The organism is Mesorhizobium sp. M0563, assembly GCF_040321065.1.
Taxonomy (GTDB): domain Bacteria; phylum Pseudomonadota; class Alphaproteobacteria; order Rhizobiales; family Rhizobiaceae; genus Mesorhizobium.
This window is the reverse complement of the sequence record NZ_JAMYQV010000014.1, coordinates 90,599-105,443: the sequence shown is the minus strand read 5'-3', so window position 1 is coordinate 105,443 and position 14,845 is coordinate 90,599. Positions and strand designations below refer to the sequence as shown.

The following is a 14,845-nucleotide window of genomic DNA, read 5'->3' as shown; positions in this document are numbered from 1 at the left end:
GCACCATGACCTCACCGATGTTCGAAAAGATCGCGCTGGTCGGCATCGGCCTGATCGGTTCGTCGCTGGCCCGCGTCATCCGCCGCGAGGGACTTGCCGGCCAAGTCGCCATTTCGACGCGCAGCGAAGCGACGCTGGAGCGGGCGAGCCAACTCGGCCTTGGCGACACCTACACGACAGATGCGAAAGAAGCGGTTCGCGATGCCGATCTGGTCATCGTTTCGGTGCCGGTCGGCTCTTCAGGCACGGTCGCCCAGGAGATCGCACCGGCGCTGAAGAAGGGCGCCATCCTCACCGATGTCGGCTCGACCAAGGCATCGGTGATCGCGCAGATGCAGCCGCATGTGCCTGATGGCGTGCACTTCATCCCCGGCCATCCTTTGGCCGGCACCGAAAAATCGGGACCGGATGCCGGTTTTGCCGAACTGTTCGAGAACCGCTGGTGCATTTTCACGCCGCTGGCCGGCACCGATCCCGTGGCGCTGGAAAAGCTCTCGGAATTCTGGCGCCGCTGCGGCTCCAACATCGACACGATGGACCCCCAGCATCACGACATGACGCTGGCCATCGTTTCGCACCTGCCGCACATCATCGCCTATAACATCGTCGGTACCGCCGACGATCTGGAGTCGGTGACCAAGTCCGAGGTCATCAAATACTCGGCTTCCGGCTTTCGCGACTTCACCCGTCTCGCGGCGTCCGACCCGACCATGTGGCGCGACGTCTGCCTGCACAACAAGGACGCCATCCTCGAAATGCTGGCGCGGTTCTCGGAAGATCTGTCCTCGCTGCAGCGGGCGATCCGCTGGGGCGACGGCGAAAAGCTGTTCGACCTGTTCACCCGCACCCGCGCTGTCCGCCGCTCGATTATCGAGGCCGGCCAGGACATCGACGTACCGGATTTCGGCCGCCAGGCAGTCGAACACCCGCCGAAGGGATAAGCCGCGGCAAGCCGATCGCAGGCCGTACCGCCCCAGAACGGTTCATCGTTTCACGGAAACGCCGAACCGGTCTATCTTTTTGTTTGACGCAATCCGGACGGAAAACCGTTCACAATTTTCCTGGAATTGCTCTAGTCGAGCGGCTTGATCTTGCCGAGCGGGATGAAGCCGAGCGAGGCCTTGCCCTTGACGATCTTCAGCGGCATCGACGGTGCGTTGCCGAGCAGCGCCAGTCCGGCGAAGCCGGTCTGGATTTCTTTCTTCTGCTCGGGGATGGCGGTGGCGAGGATTGCCGCCACGGCCTTCGGGTCAGTGACCTTGATCATCAGGTCGGCATTTATGAGACCGTCGTCATCGACCGACAGCGGTCCGGAAACGGTGATGCGCGCGGTTCCTGAAGACAGATCGAGCTCGTGGATTTCGGCCGCCTGGCCGCGCAGGCTCTTCGGATTTTCCTTGATCAGCGTCACGCCGTTCTTAAGCGTCACGTCGCCGCTGCCGTCGAGTGGCGGCAAGACGCGCCCGCCGATGGCCTCCGCGTCGATTTCGAGATCGGTGAAATTGCCGGCATAGTCGATGTCCTGGCCGTTTGGGCGCAATTGCCCGGTGGCGGTTCCGGCGCTGAACAGCGAGACGGGATCGGTGTCGTCCGCCGGATCGGTCTGGCCGGACAGCCCTTCTGCCTGCAGCGAGAGGCGCCCCGGCAGCGGCCAGGACAGCTTCATGTCGGCCCGCAGATCATCCCAGTCGATCCACAGCGGCGTCATGCCGGGAACAGAGGTCCTGAGCGGCCCCCTGAACTCGGCGGCAGGCGACAGAAGCCGCGTGATCTGCGTGGCGGCGTTGATTTTGCCTGTCGATGCAGCGACGTTGCGGCTGTCGTCCTCGTAAGCCAGACTTTCGCAAGAAAGCGTGAAGGTGAAGGGATAGCCGCTGACCGCGAGATTGGCGCAGTCGGCCTTGATGCCTTTGTCGTCGAGATCGGCGACCGCCTTGTCGGTTGCACTCTCGACCAGGTCCGCCAGGTAGAACCAGCCGGCGCTGTAGATGCCGAACAGCACGAGGATGAAAGCGGCAAGCCACAACAGGCGGCGACGTTGGCTGGGCGGCGGGCGCTCGTCACTTGACGTCATGCTGCGGCTTTCGTTAACGCGGGTGGCACGGGCGGGCTGTCGCTTTCGGCAACAACAGGTAGACGGACTGAAACACCACCGGTGAGGTGGTTCGTCACAATCAGGCTTGGCGATATGGGCGATTTTTGGGTTTTTGGCTACGGCTCACTGATCTGGCGGCCGGGATTCGCGCATGTCGAGACGCGGCGTGCCCGCCTGCATGGCTATCGCCGTTCGCTCTGCGTCTATTCTTTCGTGCATCGCGGCTCGCGCGAACGGCCGGGCCTGGTGCTCGGCCTCGACCGCGGCGGCTCCTGCGTCGGGCTGGCGTTCCGGGTTCCAGGCGAGCTGCGCAACGAGGTCGTCACCTATCTGCGCGAACGCGAGCTGGTCACCAACGTCTATCTCGAGCGTGTGCTCAGCGTCCGCCTCGACAAGCGTGAAACGGATGGGGGCGAGACGGTCGAAGCCATCGCCTATGTCGTGGACCGCAGCCATGAGCAATACGCCGGTGCGCTCGACGCCGCCGAGGCAGCAGCCGTCGTTCGCGGCGCCGTCGGCCAGTCGGGGAGGAATGAGGATTACGTGCTCAGCACGCTGGAGCACCTCGAAGCACTGGGTATAAGCGATCGCTGGCTGGAAGAGGTGACAAGACGGGTCGCGACGTAGCTTCTTTGGTCGTTGACCATGATGCTTTCGGCGTCGTGGTCCGGGCTACATCCTGAAAATCTGTTTGCCAAGATCGGCGCGATCCAGGCTGTTTGCCACGGCGAGCTTGAACTCGGTCAACGGGCGGAGACCGCCGACAGGAACGTGGAAGCCGGGCTGGCCGAAGATGTCGATGATCTCGCGTAGCACAGGTCGGTCGGCTTCGACCGGCGGCGAAAAGAAGTAGCGATAAATATTCGCCCTGATCTCCACGCCGCTCAGCAACACATCGAAATTGTGAAGTTCGAAGCGCTCGGCACTCATGCCGCCATTGATCACCATCTGCCCGCCGAGCGCCAGGGTGCGGATCAATTCGCCGCTGACAGGTCCGCCGACATTGTCGATAATCCCGTTCAATCCGGCGCCACCGGTGATATCCATCACGGCTTCCCGGATACTTGCCTTCAAGTCCGAAAGGTCAAGAATGGCGGCGACGCCAAGCGTCTTCAGATCGAAGCTTTGGTGCGAGCGCCGCACCAGCGCGATGACGTTGATGCCGCGTCGTTGGGCGAACTGCATCACCATTGTCGAAATCGACGAATAGCCGGCCGTGACAGCCAGCCACTGGCCAGGCCGCACACGGGAATCCACCATCAGATCCCACGCGGTAATGGGGTTCACCATCTGCCCGGCGCGTTCGACCGGATAGCCGGCAGGCAACGGGATCAGCCATTCGGCGGGAATGGCCGCGTACTCGGCCCAACTGCCATAATAGCTGAACGCGACGAGCGTGCCCGGTTCCAGCAAAACGTTCGCGCCAACGGCTTCGACGATGCCGGCGCCATGGTTTCCCGCGATCTGCTGGGGAAAATGCGGCTTCTTCGGTTCGGGATAGAGGTTCTGGACAAACAGGAAGTCGCCCGGATTGATCGAGGCCGAGACCATCCTGACCAGCACCTCGCCATCGCCGATCCGCGGCATCGGCAGGTCGTCAACGTAGAGCACGTCGCGCGGCGAGCCGATGGCGTCAAATACAATTGCTTTCATGCCGGTCTCCATAACAAACGATCCGGGGCAAACAGTCTGGGCTTGGCCAGACCGTGCCGAAATTTGCGTCGGCGCCGCGGAACTTATGGCCAGCCGGCAAAGGCCAGAATTGGCAGATTTGACAATCTATGTGCTAAACTTGCCAATTTCCTCAGAGGGGCTGGTTTGGAAGCCGGACACGGCGCGGCGGGTCGCGGTTTTGTGAAGCGCCAGCGGGTTGGAAAAGAGGCTATGCGTTTGACGTTGCCATGGCGCGACATAGGTTAGCCCGGTCGGCGGCTCCCACCCGCCTCAGCATGAATCACCATGGAGATCAGCCTTGCAGAAACGTCGTCTCGGTCGCACCGACCTATCCATCGCGCCATTGGTTCTGGGCGGCAATGTGTTCGGCTGGACCGCCGATGAGAAAACCTCGTTCGACTTGCTCGACCGCTTTGTCGACGCCGGTCTCAACGCCATCGACACGGCCGATTCCTATTCGCGCTGGATTGCCGGCCACCAGGGCGGCGAATCCGAAACCATCATCGGCAAATGGATGAAGAGCCGCGGCAACCGCGACAGGGTTGTCGTCATCACCAAGGTCGGTTCGGACATGGGGCAGGGCAAAAGGGATCTGTCCGCCGCCTATATCGAAAAGGCCATTGATGCCTCGCTGAAGCGGCTGCAGGTCGATACCGTCGATCTCTATCTGTCGCACTGGCCCGACCCTGCGACCCCGTATGAGGAAACGCTCGGTGCTTACCAGAAACTGCTCGACAAGGGCAAAATCCGCTATGCCGGCGCTTCCAACCTCGACGCCGCCCAATTGCGCGCCGCACTCGACGTAGCAAGCCTGCGCGGCCTGCCGCGCTACGAGGTGCTGCAGCCGGAATACAACCTCTACGACCGCTCGTTCTTCGATGGTCCGCTGCGTGATCTGTGCGTGGCCGAGGACATCGGCGTCATCACCTATTTCAGCCTCGCCAAAGGGTTTTTGAGCGGCAAGTACCGCAGCGAAGCCGATCTCGGCAAAAGCCCGCGCGGCGGCGGTGTGAAAGGGTATCTCAACGCGCGTGGCATGCGCATTCTCTCAGCGCTCGACGCCGTGTCGGCCAGACATTCGGCCAAGCCGGCGGAAGCGGCGCTGGCCTGGATCATGGCGCGCGCCGGCGTCACCGCTCCGATCGCCAGCGCGACGACGCTCGGCCAGCTCGACAGCCTGGTGCGTGCGGCGTCGTTGCAGCTCAGTCCGGACGATATCGCCGAGCTCGACAAGGCCAGCGCATAGCCGCGCACGATCGTTCAAGACCCGCACCGCTGCCTTGCCTACCGTCCTACATCGTCACAGGAATGCAGGGACGCCGCATGGCCGGACAGGTTCTTCTCGATCAGCAGCTATGGCAGCAATTGCTGGCGCTTGTGCTGGCATCGGCCATCGTCATGGGCAGCCCGGGGCCGGCGACGATAAGCGTCACCGCGATCGGCGCCGCGTTCGGCCTGCGGGATTCGCTCCGCTATGCCTCGGGGATCGTTGTTGGCACGATCCTCGTGCTCGTGGTGGTGGCGACGGGCATCATGGCCGTTCTCGCCGCGTTGCCGAAGCTCGCGGCGCTGCTGGCGGTCGCCTCGGCAGCCTACATCCTTTACCTGGCGTTCAAGATAGCGACGGCGCCGCCACTGACGGCACGCGTCCGTGGAGCGGCGCTTCCCACTTTCCTTGGCGGGTTTCTTCTGGCTGTTGCCAACCCGAAAGCCTATGTGGCGATTGCCGCCGTGTTCGCCGGCGCGTCTTCCGGCGCCGGCGGTCTCGGTATTTCAGCCAAGCTGGGGGTTCTCACCTTGATGATCGTTGCCATTCATCTCTTGTGGCTTCTCGCCGGCGCAGCCTTTGCACGTTTGCTGCGCAAACCGCTGGCGTCGCGGATCATCAATCTGGTGTTTGCCGTGACGCTGGTTGCAACAGCCGCCCTGGCTGCCCTGCCGTGAGCCCTTGTGGCATCTGAGGCCGTTGCCTCAGCCTTTCAATTCAGGTTTCGCGTCCAGCTCACCAAGCCTTTTCACCGCAGTCGGCGGCATCGGCGGCGGGTTCGGCGTTTGCGACGCCTCGACGAGGAGCTGGTCGCAGGCGGCCTCCGTCTCGCCGATCAGCCGTTGCATGAATTCGTCCTTGCCGAGGCCGGGCGGGATCGGCGACAGGAAGCGCGCCTTGATCGTGCCGGGATAGCGCAGGAATTTGCGGCGCGGCCAATAGAGGCCGGCGACGTGAGCGACCGGCACCACCGGAATGCCAAGTTGCGCATAGAGTTCGACGATGCCGTATTTGTAGACCGGCTCGTCGCCCGGCGCCCGGCGCGTGCCCTCGGGATAGATGATGAGCTGGCGGGGATTGCGCGCCAATTCCTGTTTGGTCGCGGCGATCACCATCTTCAATGCCTTCGAGCGGCTGCCGCGGTCGACCGGAATCATCCGCATCTTCAAGATGTACCAGCCGAAGAACGGGATCCAGGTCAGCTCCCGCTTCAATATGTAAACGGGATCGTCGAGGAACGGCAGGAAAGCGATCGTGTCCCAGAAGGACTGGTGCTTCGGCGCCAGGATGAAGGAGCCTTCAGGCAGGTTCTCCTGGCCGGTGATCTCGCTTCTGGTGCCGGCGATCTTGTCGTAGAGCCACATGCTGGTGCGCGACCAGAATTTCGGCACGAACCAGGCGCGGTGGCGCGGCGACAGGAAATAATACGGGGTCCAGAGGATCATCTGGACGATCAGATTGAGGTAAAAGGCGAGATTGAACGCCAGCGAGCGGAAATAGAGCATACAGCAAGTGCCCGGTGAGGAGGTGTGCGTTGGTTACACCAAGCGCCGGCAAAAAGGAAACGGTGCGAGGCCGGCGATCGGCCCGGTTTTGCGGTAGGCCGTCTTTCGTCACGCCTGCCACGCCGCCTGCAGCAGGCGCTGCTTCAGGCGTGGGGCGGCGAAGTCGAGGAACGCGCGCAGCTTCACCGGCAGCAGGCCCTGGCCGGCATGGACGAGGCTCACCGGCCATGGTTCGGGCTCGAACTCCTGCAGCACGGGGCGCAGCGTACCCGACCGAACCGCGGCGGCGATCTGGTAGGAAAGCAGCCTCGTCACGCCGACGCCAGCAATCGCCGCATCGATTGCCGCCTCAGCGGTGTTGACCCGTAACCTGGAGCGGACCGGTACGGTGAATTCGGCCTTGCCGGTGGCGAAACTCCAGGCGGAGGCGTTGAGCCCTTCGAAGGTGATCGCACTGTGTGCCGCAAGCTCCTGCGGCTTTTTCGGCGTGCCGTGCTCGGCGAGATAGGCCGGGCTCGCGCAAACGACGCGGCGGATCGAACCGAGGCGGATGGCGACCAGGCTCGAATCGGCAAGGGCGCCGATGCGGATGGCGAGATCGATGTGCTCTTCGACCAACTGGGTTATCCGGTCGGCGAGTGTCAGCCGCACACTTACGTCGGGGTAGGCGGCGAGAAAGGCGGTGACGACCGGCAGCACATGCAGGCGGCCGAAGACGATCGGCGCGGTGACGATCAGTTCGCCGGTCGGGGCGCTGTACTCGCCGGCGGCTATTCGCTCGGCCTCGCCGACCTCGTCGAGAATGCGACGACAGGCGGCGAGATAGGCGTGGCCGGCATCGGTCAGCGACAGCTGCCGCGCCGAGCGGTTCAACAGCCGTGTCTTCAGGTGCCTTTCCAGGTCCGAAACCTTGCGGCTGACCGTCGTCAGCGGAATGCCGAAGCGACGCCCGGCAGCCGAAAGGCTGCCTGTCTCCGCCGCGGCAACGAAAAGCGACATGGAGTGGAGGCGATCCATAACTTTCCCGAAAAAATTGGCCCTTCCGAAGAATGGAAGGACGCATCGCAGATATGGCATCTGCTTCTCGAAGATGGAAGTATCTACTTTTCGGTGAGTAATGCAGCGTAGCTCGGCAGTTGAGGAGGGTCTTCATGAACGCTCACACCAGCGATGTTGCCTTCACACCGACGGTGAAGGCGATCCAAGCCCGCAAGGGCTCGCGCCAGGCCTATGCCCGTGTTGAGGAGCGTGGTGGCTGGCAGGCGGCAATCACGCCCGATCTCGCCGCCTTCATCGAGGCGCAGACCAGCGTCTTCCTGTCGACCGCCAATGCTGACGGGCAGCCTTACATCCAGCATCGCGGCGGGCCTGCCGGTTTCCTCAAGGTGCTCGACGAACGGACGATCGGCTTTGCCGATTTTTCCGGCAACAGGCAGTTCATCACCCAAGGCAATCTCAGCGACAACCCACAGGCTTTCCTGTTCCTCATCGATTATGCCCACCGGCAGCGCATCAAGATCTGGGGCACAGCGCAGGTCGTCGAGGGCGATGCCGAACTGATGGCAAAGCTGGTGCCGCAAGACTACAAAGCGCGACCCGAACAGGTCATCCTGTTTACCGTTTCTGCCTGGGATTCCAATTGCTCACAGCACATCCCGCAGCGTTTCGAAGCGGCCGATGTGGCGGCGGCTCTGGCCGAACGCGACAGGCGTATAGAACGGCTCGAGCAGGAGATCGCGCGCTTGCGCTCGGGTGCAACAGCCAGGGAATAAAAACTGCCGGTGCCGTTCAGTTTCCGCCCGCGGCGTCGGCCAGCGTGACGCTGTTGGGCGGTTGCTTCACCGGCATGATGCCACGCGCCAGCGCCAGCAGGTATTTGCTGTATTCGGTGAACAGCACGCGCAGCGCTTCCGGCTTGGTCAGCCAGCCGCCATTCCCAAGGTTGGTGTTGACCACCGGATAGGGTTCAAGCCTGGCGCCGTGCAGCAGCCGTCCCATTTCCAGCAGGCTGCGCGGCATGTGATAATTGTTGGTGACGAGGATGACGGTGCCGTAGGCGTGGTCCTCGACCCATTTGGCGCTTTCCTCGGCATTGCCGATCGTGTCGAGCGCGGCGCGGTCGATGTCGACGCAGCAGGAAAACAGCCTCTTGTCGCCGCCGGTCGCGGCCTGAAGCTGGCGGCGGCTGGCGGAGGGATGGACGCCGCTGATCAGCAGCCGCTCGCCCTTGCCTGACGCAAGCAGCCCCATTGCGGCGTCGAGGCGCGACTGACCGCCGGTCAGCACGATGATAGCGTCGGCCCTTGCCGGATTGGCGGGCGTCGTCAGACGGCTGACGGTGTTGGCGAACCAGCCGAAGCCGGCGACAAACAGCGCCACAAGGGCGAGCAGAACGAGGGCCGAAAGTCGCAAGGAGCGGGCTGCCAGCAGCCGCCCGTGTGTGGCGAATTGATCCGGCTTGGCAAATTCATCAGGCCCGGCGAATTCATGCGGACGCGCAACCAGCACTGGCATGCACCCAGCGGTATCGGTCGAGTCCCGAACGTCCATCATGAAATGGTTAATCCCGAAATACGGCCTTTGGTAGGAAAAAAATGCAATTTTCGTGACGATGCGTTTTCATCCGTGATCGATCTTTCCTTTAGCCGGCGTCCGGCTGGCGAATGTCGATGTCGCTGAGATAGGTAACCACGGTGAAATGGGAGGTTGCCGCGGTCAGCGCGCCGATCACCAGCACCATGACAGCGACCCCGAGATAGCCTGCGGAGCCGATGGCGAAATTGCCGAACAGGGCGGTCGCCTGGTCGGCCTGCGGCGTCGCCATATTGCGTGACGACCACCAGGAGAAGACGATGAAGACGAGTATTGCCGCGGCGCCGCCTGCCGCGGCGCCCTTCATGCCGGTGACCAGAAAATGCCGGCGGAATTCGCGCGCGATGAAGCGCGCCTCGGCGCCGACGAAATGCAGCACCTCGATGATGTGGCCGTTGCCGGCCATGGCGCCGCGTGTCGCGAACACCACGGTCAGCACCGTCGCCGACAGCATCAGCGCCAGCACTGCGATACCGATCGTTACCGTGGTGCGGGCCATGGCAACCAGCCGGTCGACCCAGGTGCGATGATCGTCGAGCGAGGCGCTCGGCAGCTTCGGCGTGATCGCCGCGCGCAGTGCGGCGAAATCGGGCGGACTGTTCTCGTCGATGGTGATGATGATCAGACGCGGCACCGGCAGCTCATCGATGTTCAGGCCCGAGCCCAACCAAGGCTCGAGCAGCCGGGCCGTCGCTTCGCGGTCGACGATCCTGGCGCTTTTCACGCCGGGGAATTCGCAGGCGATCTGCGAGGCCAGCGCAAGTGCGGCCTCCATGTCGAGGCCGTCGACCGGCTTGATCTGGATGGTCGCCTCGCGCGAGATCTGGTTCTCCCAGACCGAGGCGGTGTCACGCACCAGCGTGACTGCGCCAAACGTCAGGCAGGACAGAAAGGTCATGATGGCGATGACCAGCACCAGCGCCCGGCCGGCGATGTTCTGCGCCGGCACGATCGGCGCCATCTTGCGCTGGACGCGGGGCTTGGCCGCCGCGGCGTCGTGACCCTCGAAGTGTTCGACGGAGAGCTCAGTCATAGATGTCCAGCCTTCCGCCGGCCAGGATCATGCGCCGTGCGTCGACCTGTTCCATCAGGCCGAGGTCGTGCGTGGCGATCACCACGGCAGTGCCCAGCCGGTTGAGCTCGATGAACAGCCGCAGCAAGCGTCGTGCCAGCGGTGGATCGACATTGCCGGTCGGCTCATCGGCGAGCAGGATCTCGGGCTGCTCGATCAACGCACGGGCGATCGCGGCGCGCTGCTTCTCGCCGCCAGACAGCACCGGCGGCAGCACATGCATGCGTTCGCCGAGGCCGACCCATTTCAGCAGCTCGGTGACGTCGGTGCGGTAGGTCGCCTCCTCGCGGCCGCGCACGCGCAGCGGCAAGGCCACGTTCTCGTAGGTGGTCATATGGTCGAGCAGGCGAAAATCCTGGAACACCACCCCGATGCGGCGCCTCAGATGCGGCAATTCGGTGCGCGAGATGCGCGATCGGTCCTTGCCGAAGATGGTGATCAGGCCGCGCGTCGGCTTCAGCGACATGAACAAAAGCCGCAGCAACGTCGTCTTGCCGGCGCCTGAAGGTCCGCTCAGGAACTGAAAGGAGCGCTCCGGAATGTGCAAGGAGATGTCGCGGAGGATCTCCGGACCCATGCCATAGCGGAGGCCGACATTTTCGAAGCGGATCACTTTCGACGACCTGAAATTCTCGGCGGCAAGATGCCAGCCCTTTCTGTGGAAAGACCATCGGCCGGCATGGTTAACCGACGGTTAATTTGGGGGCTTTTCAAACGAGTCACAGGGGTTCCGGTGGGGAAGCGTTAACCATTTCCGTTTACCCAAAGAAACGAACAGCGAACAGGTGCCGTAGTGTTGGGCCACGATGGCTGAGGATCGAACCGCGCGCCCGGTTTCCGGCGAAATCATGACCGATGCGGCCGCCGAGCCGGAACGCATCATGCGCGACGTGACCGCCGACGTCATCGATGCCGATTATGAGGTGCTGCCCCGCCATTTTACGCGTCCAGACTTTGCGCCGCCGCCTGCGCGCACGATTTCCGCCCCTTCGATCGAAGGCATGGACATGTTGCGCAAGCCGGAAACCGCCGTCGAACGGCCGTTATGGGTGCACGGTGGGCCGATCTTCTGGATTGCCGGCGTCGGTGCCGCCTTGGCCGCCTTCTGGATTTCGGGCGGCCATGCGCTGGTTCGTTAGAACGGCGCCAGAAAATCAACAGGTCACCAGATAAACGATTTGCGACGCGCAGGGGACGGTTCGCGGGCGCCCTGCCAAAGATTTGGCCTTGCCAGACGGCTCGACATGCCTAGAAACGGGTTGAAGACCGTTTTCGGTCAGCTTCGCCTACAAGGCGATCATTTCTGGAAAGGCGGCCAATGCCAGTTGTGCGCGGCAAGGACATCGAAGTCCTGTTTTCGGCGTCCGCCATCGCGCGGCGGAATCTGGAACTTGCCAAGGAGATCGCCGGGCACGACTACCACGACCTTCTGGTAATCTCGGTGCTGAAGGGATCATTCATCTTCGCCGCCGATCTTATCCGTGCCATGCACGATGTCGGCCTGTCGCCGGAGGTCGAGTTCATCTTCATCTCGAGCTATGGCGCCGGGACAACCAGCGGTGAGGTGAGGGTGCTGCGCGACATCGACAACGAGGTCGCCGGCCGCGATGTGCTTCTCATCGACGACATTCTCGAATCCGGCAAGACGCTGAGCTTCACCCGCGACCTCATGCTGTCGCGCGGCGCGAGGAGCTGTGCCATCGCCGTGCTGCTCGACAAGCGCATGCGCCGCCAGACCACGCTCAACGCCGACTATGTCGGCTTCGACTGCCCCGATTATTTCGTCGTCGGTTATGGCATGGACGTCGCCCACGCGTTTCGCGAATTGCCGTTCGTCGGCATGGTCAAGGGCGACGCTTGAGGCCTTTTTGATAATTCTACTCCGGCGGACACCTGACGCAGTGTTCTGCGCTTCCTGCAGCGCAGCGCGTCCTTTGGACGCGCAAAGGACGCTGTAGCACTTTTGATTTTGCGCATGATGCTTTCCGAAATCGAAACCGAGTTCGGGATCAAGCGCGAAGCTCCCGGACTCGAACGTCCGCTCCCCTCCGGTTCTCGAAAACCACGCCATCTGACTCGCCGGAGCGAATTCTGAAAAGGCCTCATCGACACTCAGCGCCTTCAGGAAACATCAACTTTTCCTCGCCAAATATCCTGCCCATGGCAAAGCTCTTGATCGTTGAGGACGATGAATCCGTCCGCACCCTCGCCGCCCGTGCGCTCGAACGCGCCGGGCATAATGTCACTATTGCCGCCGACGGCGCGCACGGTCTTTCTCTGATCCGGGCGGCGCAAGGGGGCTACGACCTTGTGCTGTCCGACATCCGCATGCCGGAGATGGACGGCATCGAGATGGCCAAGGCGGCAGCGGCGCTGTTCCCGGCGATGAAGATCATGCTGATGACCGGCTTTGCCGATCAGCGCGAGCGCGCCGAGGAATTGGACGGCGTTATTCTCGATGTCGTGCAAAAGCCGTTCACGCTGGCTGAAATTCGCGCCCGCGTCGAACAGGCGCTCGCCTGTTTCGCCTAAAGCCCAAGGCCGACCCCTTCACGCAGGGTCGCAGGTCGCAGCGATGGCTGGCGCGCCGCTCCGGCGCCGGCTGGCATTGAGCGCAAACAGGCCGGCGCCGATGATGAGGGCTGCGCCGGCCGCCGTCGCCGGTCGCGGCACTTCGGCAAAGAACAGAAAACCCCATAGCGGCGACCAGATGATACCGGTGTATTCGAAGGTGGCGACACTGTTGGCGGGCGCCAACCGGTAGGCCTGCGACAACAGGATCATGCCGGCCGAGGCAACGAAGCCGCATGCCCCCATCTTCAGCAGATCCGACGTCGTCGGCCAGACCCATGGCCGGACTAGGAATTCGAGGCTCGGATGCACGGCATGGTCGATGTCTGCCAGCCAAAACAGCCCCGCCACCAGGGCAGCACCGGCCAGATAGGCGCCGTTCTGGTAAAACGCCATAACGGTCGAGGATTCGGTGTCGCCGATCTTGCGTGCCATCAGTTGCGAAAAACCGTAGAGCAGAGCCGAGCCTAGCGACAGCAGCGCCGCCCAGTCGAACACGCCGGCACCCGGGCGCGCCATCACCAGCACGCCGAGCATGCCGACCAGGACGGTGGCGAGCGCCTGCCAGGACACGCGTTCGCCGAGATACGGGCCGGCCAGCGCCATGATGAACAGTGGCGCCATGAAATAGAGCGCCACCGCGTCGGCCAGCGGCAGGGCGGCGATTGCCAGATAGTAGGCCGTGTAGGAGGTGAACTGGATGAAGGCGCGCATCGTCAACATGCCGAACCGCTTCGACTGGATCGCCTGCAATCCGACGTCGGCGTGGACGAGGAAAACCAGGATCGGCAGGGCGACGATCGAGCGGATCGCCATCACCTCGGTGACGGGATAGCGGCTCGACACCGCCTTGACCAGCGGGTCCTGCAGTGAAAAGACCAACACGCCGAGACAGAGGCTGAGGATGCCGAGCACAAGCCGATTCTGCATGGGCGCTCCGGTCTCCTGCGCGCCGGCCGGAAGCAGGCCTGCATCCGGGTAAAAAGAACCCGCCACCGTTTCGGGCAGCGGGTACGAGTGAGGACTTTTGATTGGTCCGCGGCCGATTTCGCGGCCGCATATCCAATGGGTGAGGCGACTATCGTCCGCCGTTTGACATGTTGCAAACGAATTGGAATGATGCCAGCAATCAGATTTTCTTATGGCGGGCACATGCGACCCAATCTCGACAGCGACCTCTTGCGCACCTTCGTCGCGGTCGCCGACACCGGCAATTTCACCAAGGCGGCGGAGCGGGCCGGCCGCACCCAGTCGGCGGTCTCGATGCAGATGAAGAAGCTCGAAAGCATGGTCGGCGACAGCCTGTTCGAGCGCGGCTCGCGTGGTGTGGCGCTGACGCGGCGCGGCGGCGAGCTCATCGCCAACGCCAGGCGCATCGTTTCGCTGCTCGACGAGACGGCGGCATCGATGGTCGCGGCGCCGCTTGGCGGGCCGGTGCGCATCGGCATCCCGGAGGAATATGGCCACGCGATCCTGTCGCGCGCGCTCGGTGCCTTTGCCAAGCGCCATCCTCAGGTCGACATCACCGTCCGCTACGCGCATTCCGGTGCGCAGATCGCGGCGCTCGCCGCCGGCGAGCTCGATCTGGCGGTGGTGTTCGAATGGCAGGATCTCTCGGGCGGTGAGGTGCTGATGCATGATCCGACCGTATGGGTGACGTCGGAGCTGCATCACATGCATGAGGACCGGCCGGTGCCGATCGCGCTCTACAACCGCGCCGGCTGGTGCAAGGATTTCGCGATAAAGTCGCTGGAACAGCGCGGTCTCGCCTATCGTGTCGCCTACACCAGCGATACCAATGGCGGCCTGCGGCTCGCCGTCACCTCCGGGCTGGCGATTGCCCCGATCTCGCGCAGCAACATTCCGGCCGGCTGCCGCGAACTTACGGCCGCCGACGGCTTCGGCGACATCGATTCCTCGAACGTAGTGCTGCGGCGCAATCCGAACGCTTCCGGCGAGGCGATCGACGGCATGGAAGAGGCGATCCGCGAGGCGTTCACCAACCGTTAGAGCATGTCGCTCGGTCCGGCGACAGCTGCCACCACGGAGGACCGCGCACGGCGATCTTC

17 protein-coding genes are annotated in these 14,845 nt (G+C 63.2%); 9 read left to right on the top strand and 8 right to left on the bottom strand.

Annotated features, from left to right (window positions below):
- Positions 1–5: 5 nt before the first annotated feature.
- Positions 6–941, top strand: coding sequence for a prephenate/arogenate dehydrogenase family protein (locus NKI50_RS18785; protein WP_352483504.1), 936 nt, complete (start codon positions 6–8; stop codon positions 939–941).
- 131 nt (positions 942–1,072) lie between these two features.
- On the opposite strand, the gene NKI50_RS18780 is transcribed toward NKI50_RS18785, so the two are convergent.
- Positions 1,073–2,074 (bottom strand): DUF2125 domain-containing protein, encoded by a 1,002-nt coding sequence (locus tag NKI50_RS18780; RefSeq protein ID WP_352591145.1) that lies wholly within the window; start codon positions 2,072–2,074, stop codon positions 1,073–1,075.
- Between the two features lie 114 nt (positions 2,075–2,188).
- Here NKI50_RS18780 and NKI50_RS18775 point away from each other — a divergent pair, with 114 nt between their 5' ends.
- Complete coding sequence (locus NKI50_RS18775; protein WP_352591143.1) at positions 2,189–2,722, top strand: gamma-glutamylcyclotransferase; 534 nt, start codon at positions 2,189–2,191, stop codon at positions 2,720–2,722.
- 45 nt (positions 2,723–2,767) lie between these two features.
- Here NKI50_RS18775 and NKI50_RS18770 read toward each other — a convergent pair whose 3' ends face one another.
- Complete coding sequence (locus NKI50_RS18770) at positions 2,768–3,748, bottom strand: quinone oxidoreductase family protein (RefSeq protein ID WP_352591140.1); 981 nt, start codon at positions 3,746–3,748, stop codon at positions 2,768–2,770.
- 319 nt (positions 3,749–4,067) lie between these two features.
- On the opposite strand from NKI50_RS18770, the gene NKI50_RS18765 reads away from it, so the two are divergent.
- Together NKI50_RS18765 and NKI50_RS18760 are read left to right on the top strand one after the other, a co-directional pair.
- A complete protein-coding gene (locus NKI50_RS18765; RefSeq protein WP_352641344.1) occupies positions 4,068–5,015 on the top strand; it encodes an aldo/keto reductase in 948 nt (315 codons plus the stop codon).
- 77 nt (positions 5,016–5,092) lie between these two features.
- Positions 5,093–5,713, top strand: a complete 621-nt coding sequence (locus NKI50_RS18760) for a LysE family translocator (RefSeq protein WP_352483509.1) — start codon at positions 5,093–5,095, stop codon at positions 5,711–5,713.
- Between the two features lie 27 nt (positions 5,714–5,740).
- On the opposite strand, the gene NKI50_RS18755 is transcribed toward NKI50_RS18760, so the two are convergent.
- Together NKI50_RS18755 and NKI50_RS18750 are read right to left on the bottom strand one after the other, a co-directional pair.
- Positions 5,741–6,541: a lysophospholipid acyltransferase family protein gene (locus NKI50_RS18755; protein WP_023721099.1), complete on the bottom strand. Its 801-nt coding sequence runs from the start codon at positions 6,539–6,541 to the stop codon at positions 5,741–5,743.
- Positions 6,542–6,649: 108 nt separating this feature from the next.
- Entirely contained in the window at positions 6,650–7,558 is a 909-nt protein-coding gene (locus NKI50_RS18750) for a LysR family transcriptional regulator (protein WP_352483510.1), read from the bottom strand.
- A 134-nt stretch (positions 7,559–7,692) separates the two neighbouring features.
- On the opposite strand from NKI50_RS18750, the gene NKI50_RS18745 reads away from it, so the two are divergent.
- Positions 7,693–8,313, top strand: a complete 621-nt coding sequence (locus NKI50_RS18745; protein ID WP_352483511.1) for a pyridoxamine 5'-phosphate oxidase family protein — start codon at positions 7,693–7,695, stop codon at positions 8,311–8,313.
- Between the two features lie 16 nt (positions 8,314–8,329).
- Here NKI50_RS18745 and NKI50_RS18740 read toward each other — a convergent pair whose 3' ends face one another.
- The 3 genes from NKI50_RS18740 to ftsE all read right to left on the bottom strand — a co-directional run bounded on the left by NKI50_RS18740 (position 8,330) and on the right by ftsE (position 10,818).
- Positions 8,330–9,094 carry a YdcF family protein gene (locus tag NKI50_RS18740; RefSeq protein WP_352591134.1) on the bottom strand — a complete coding sequence of 255 codons (765 nt, stop codon included), beginning with the start codon at positions 9,092–9,094 and terminating at the stop codon, positions 8,330–8,332.
- An 88-nt stretch (positions 9,095–9,182) separates the two neighbouring features.
- On the bottom strand, positions 9,183–10,166 hold the full coding sequence (locus NKI50_RS18735; RefSeq protein ID WP_352717292.1) for a cell division protein FtsX: 984 nt from the start codon (positions 10,164–10,166) through the stop codon (positions 9,183–9,185).
- Positions 10,159–10,818, bottom strand: a complete 660-nt coding sequence (gene ftsE, locus NKI50_RS18730; RefSeq protein ID WP_023677923.1) for a cell division ATP-binding protein FtsE — start codon at positions 10,816–10,818, stop codon at positions 10,159–10,161. The genes NKI50_RS18735 and ftsE overlap by 8 nt, the downstream gene beginning before the upstream one ends.
- A 235-nt stretch (positions 10,819–11,053) precedes the next feature.
- On the opposite strand from ftsE, the gene NKI50_RS18725 reads away from it, so the two are divergent.
- The 3 genes from NKI50_RS18725 to NKI50_RS18715 all read left to right on the top strand — a co-directional run bounded on the left by NKI50_RS18725 (position 11,054) and on the right by NKI50_RS18715 (position 12,737).
- The gene (locus NKI50_RS18725) at positions 11,054–11,344 is read left to right on the top strand and encodes a hypothetical protein (RefSeq protein WP_352591131.1); all 291 of its coding nucleotides are present in this window, start codon (positions 11,054–11,056) and stop codon (positions 11,342–11,344) included.
- A 179-nt stretch (positions 11,345–11,523) separates the two neighbouring features.
- Positions 11,524–12,066 (top strand): hypoxanthine phosphoribosyltransferase, encoded by a 543-nt coding sequence (gene hpt, locus NKI50_RS18720; protein WP_023721145.1) that lies wholly within the window; start codon positions 11,524–11,526, stop codon positions 12,064–12,066.
- Between the two features lie 299 nt (positions 12,067–12,365).
- Complete coding sequence (locus NKI50_RS18715) at positions 12,366–12,737, top strand: response regulator (RefSeq protein ID WP_023721093.1); 372 nt, start codon at positions 12,366–12,368, stop codon at positions 12,735–12,737.
- Positions 12,738–12,755: 18 nt separating this feature from the next.
- On the opposite strand, the gene NKI50_RS18710 is transcribed toward NKI50_RS18715, so the two are convergent.
- Positions 12,756–13,706 (bottom strand): DMT family transporter, encoded by a 951-nt coding sequence (locus tag NKI50_RS18710; RefSeq protein ID WP_352483513.1) that lies wholly within the window; start codon positions 13,704–13,706, stop codon positions 12,756–12,758.
- A 222-nt stretch (positions 13,707–13,928) separates the two neighbouring features.
- On the opposite strand from NKI50_RS18710, the gene NKI50_RS18705 reads away from it, so the two are divergent.
- The gene (locus NKI50_RS18705) at positions 13,929–14,786 is read left to right on the top strand and encodes a LysR substrate-binding domain-containing protein (RefSeq protein ID WP_023721091.1); all 858 of its coding nucleotides are present in this window, start codon (positions 13,929–13,931) and stop codon (positions 14,784–14,786) included.
- Positions 14,787–14,845: the final 59 nt, after the last annotated feature.

Bases quoted from the DNA above. Each gene is read 5' to 3' on its own strand.
- NKI50_RS18785 (WP_352483504.1), top strand. From the start codon at position 6: ATGACCTCACCGATGTTCGAAAAGATCGCGCTGGTCGGCATCGGCCTG.
- NKI50_RS18780 (WP_352591145.1), bottom strand. From the start codon at position 2,074: ATGACGTCAAGTGACGAGCGCCCGCCGCCCAGCCAACGTCGCCGCCTG.
- NKI50_RS18775 (WP_352591143.1), top strand. From the start codon at position 2,189: ATGGGCGATTTTTGGGTTTTTGGCTACGGCTCACTGATCTGGCGGCCG.
- NKI50_RS18770 (WP_352591140.1), bottom strand. From the start codon at position 3,748: ATGAAAGCAATTGTATTTGACGCCATCGGCTCGCCGCGCGACGTGCTC.
- NKI50_RS18760 (WP_352483509.1), top strand. From the start codon at position 5,093: ATGGCCGGACAGGTTCTTCTCGATCAGCAGCTATGGCAGCAATTGCTG.
- NKI50_RS18755 (WP_023721099.1), bottom strand. From the start codon at position 6,541: ATGCTCTATTTCCGCTCGCTGGCGTTCAATCTCGCCTTTTACCTCAAT.
- NKI50_RS18750 (WP_352483510.1), bottom strand. From the start codon at position 7,558: ATGGATCGCCTCCACTCCATGTCGCTTTTCGTTGCCGCGGCGGAGACA.
- NKI50_RS18745 (WP_352483511.1), top strand. From the start codon at position 7,693: ATGAACGCTCACACCAGCGATGTTGCCTTCACACCGACGGTGAAGGCG.
- NKI50_RS18740 (WP_352591134.1), bottom strand. From the start codon at position 9,094: ATGATGGACGTTCGGGACTCGACCGATACCGCTGGGTGCATGCCAGTG.
- NKI50_RS18735 (WP_352717292.1), bottom strand. From the start codon at position 10,166: ATGACTGAGCTCTCCGTCGAACACTTCGAGGGTCACGACGCCGCGGCG.
- NKI50_RS18725 (WP_352591131.1), top strand. From the start codon at position 11,054: ATGACCGATGCGGCCGCCGAGCCGGAACGCATCATGCGCGACGTGACC.
- hpt (WP_023721145.1), top strand. From the start codon at position 11,524: ATGCCAGTTGTGCGCGGCAAGGACATCGAAGTCCTGTTTTCGGCGTCC.
- NKI50_RS18715 (WP_023721093.1), top strand. From the start codon at position 12,366: ATGGCAAAGCTCTTGATCGTTGAGGACGATGAATCCGTCCGCACCCTC.
- NKI50_RS18710 (WP_352483513.1), bottom strand. From the start codon at position 13,706: ATGCAGAATCGGCTTGTGCTCGGCATCCTCAGCCTCTGTCTCGGCGTG.
- NKI50_RS18705 (WP_023721091.1), top strand. From the start codon at position 13,929: ATGCGACCCAATCTCGACAGCGACCTCTTGCGCACCTTCGTCGCGGTC.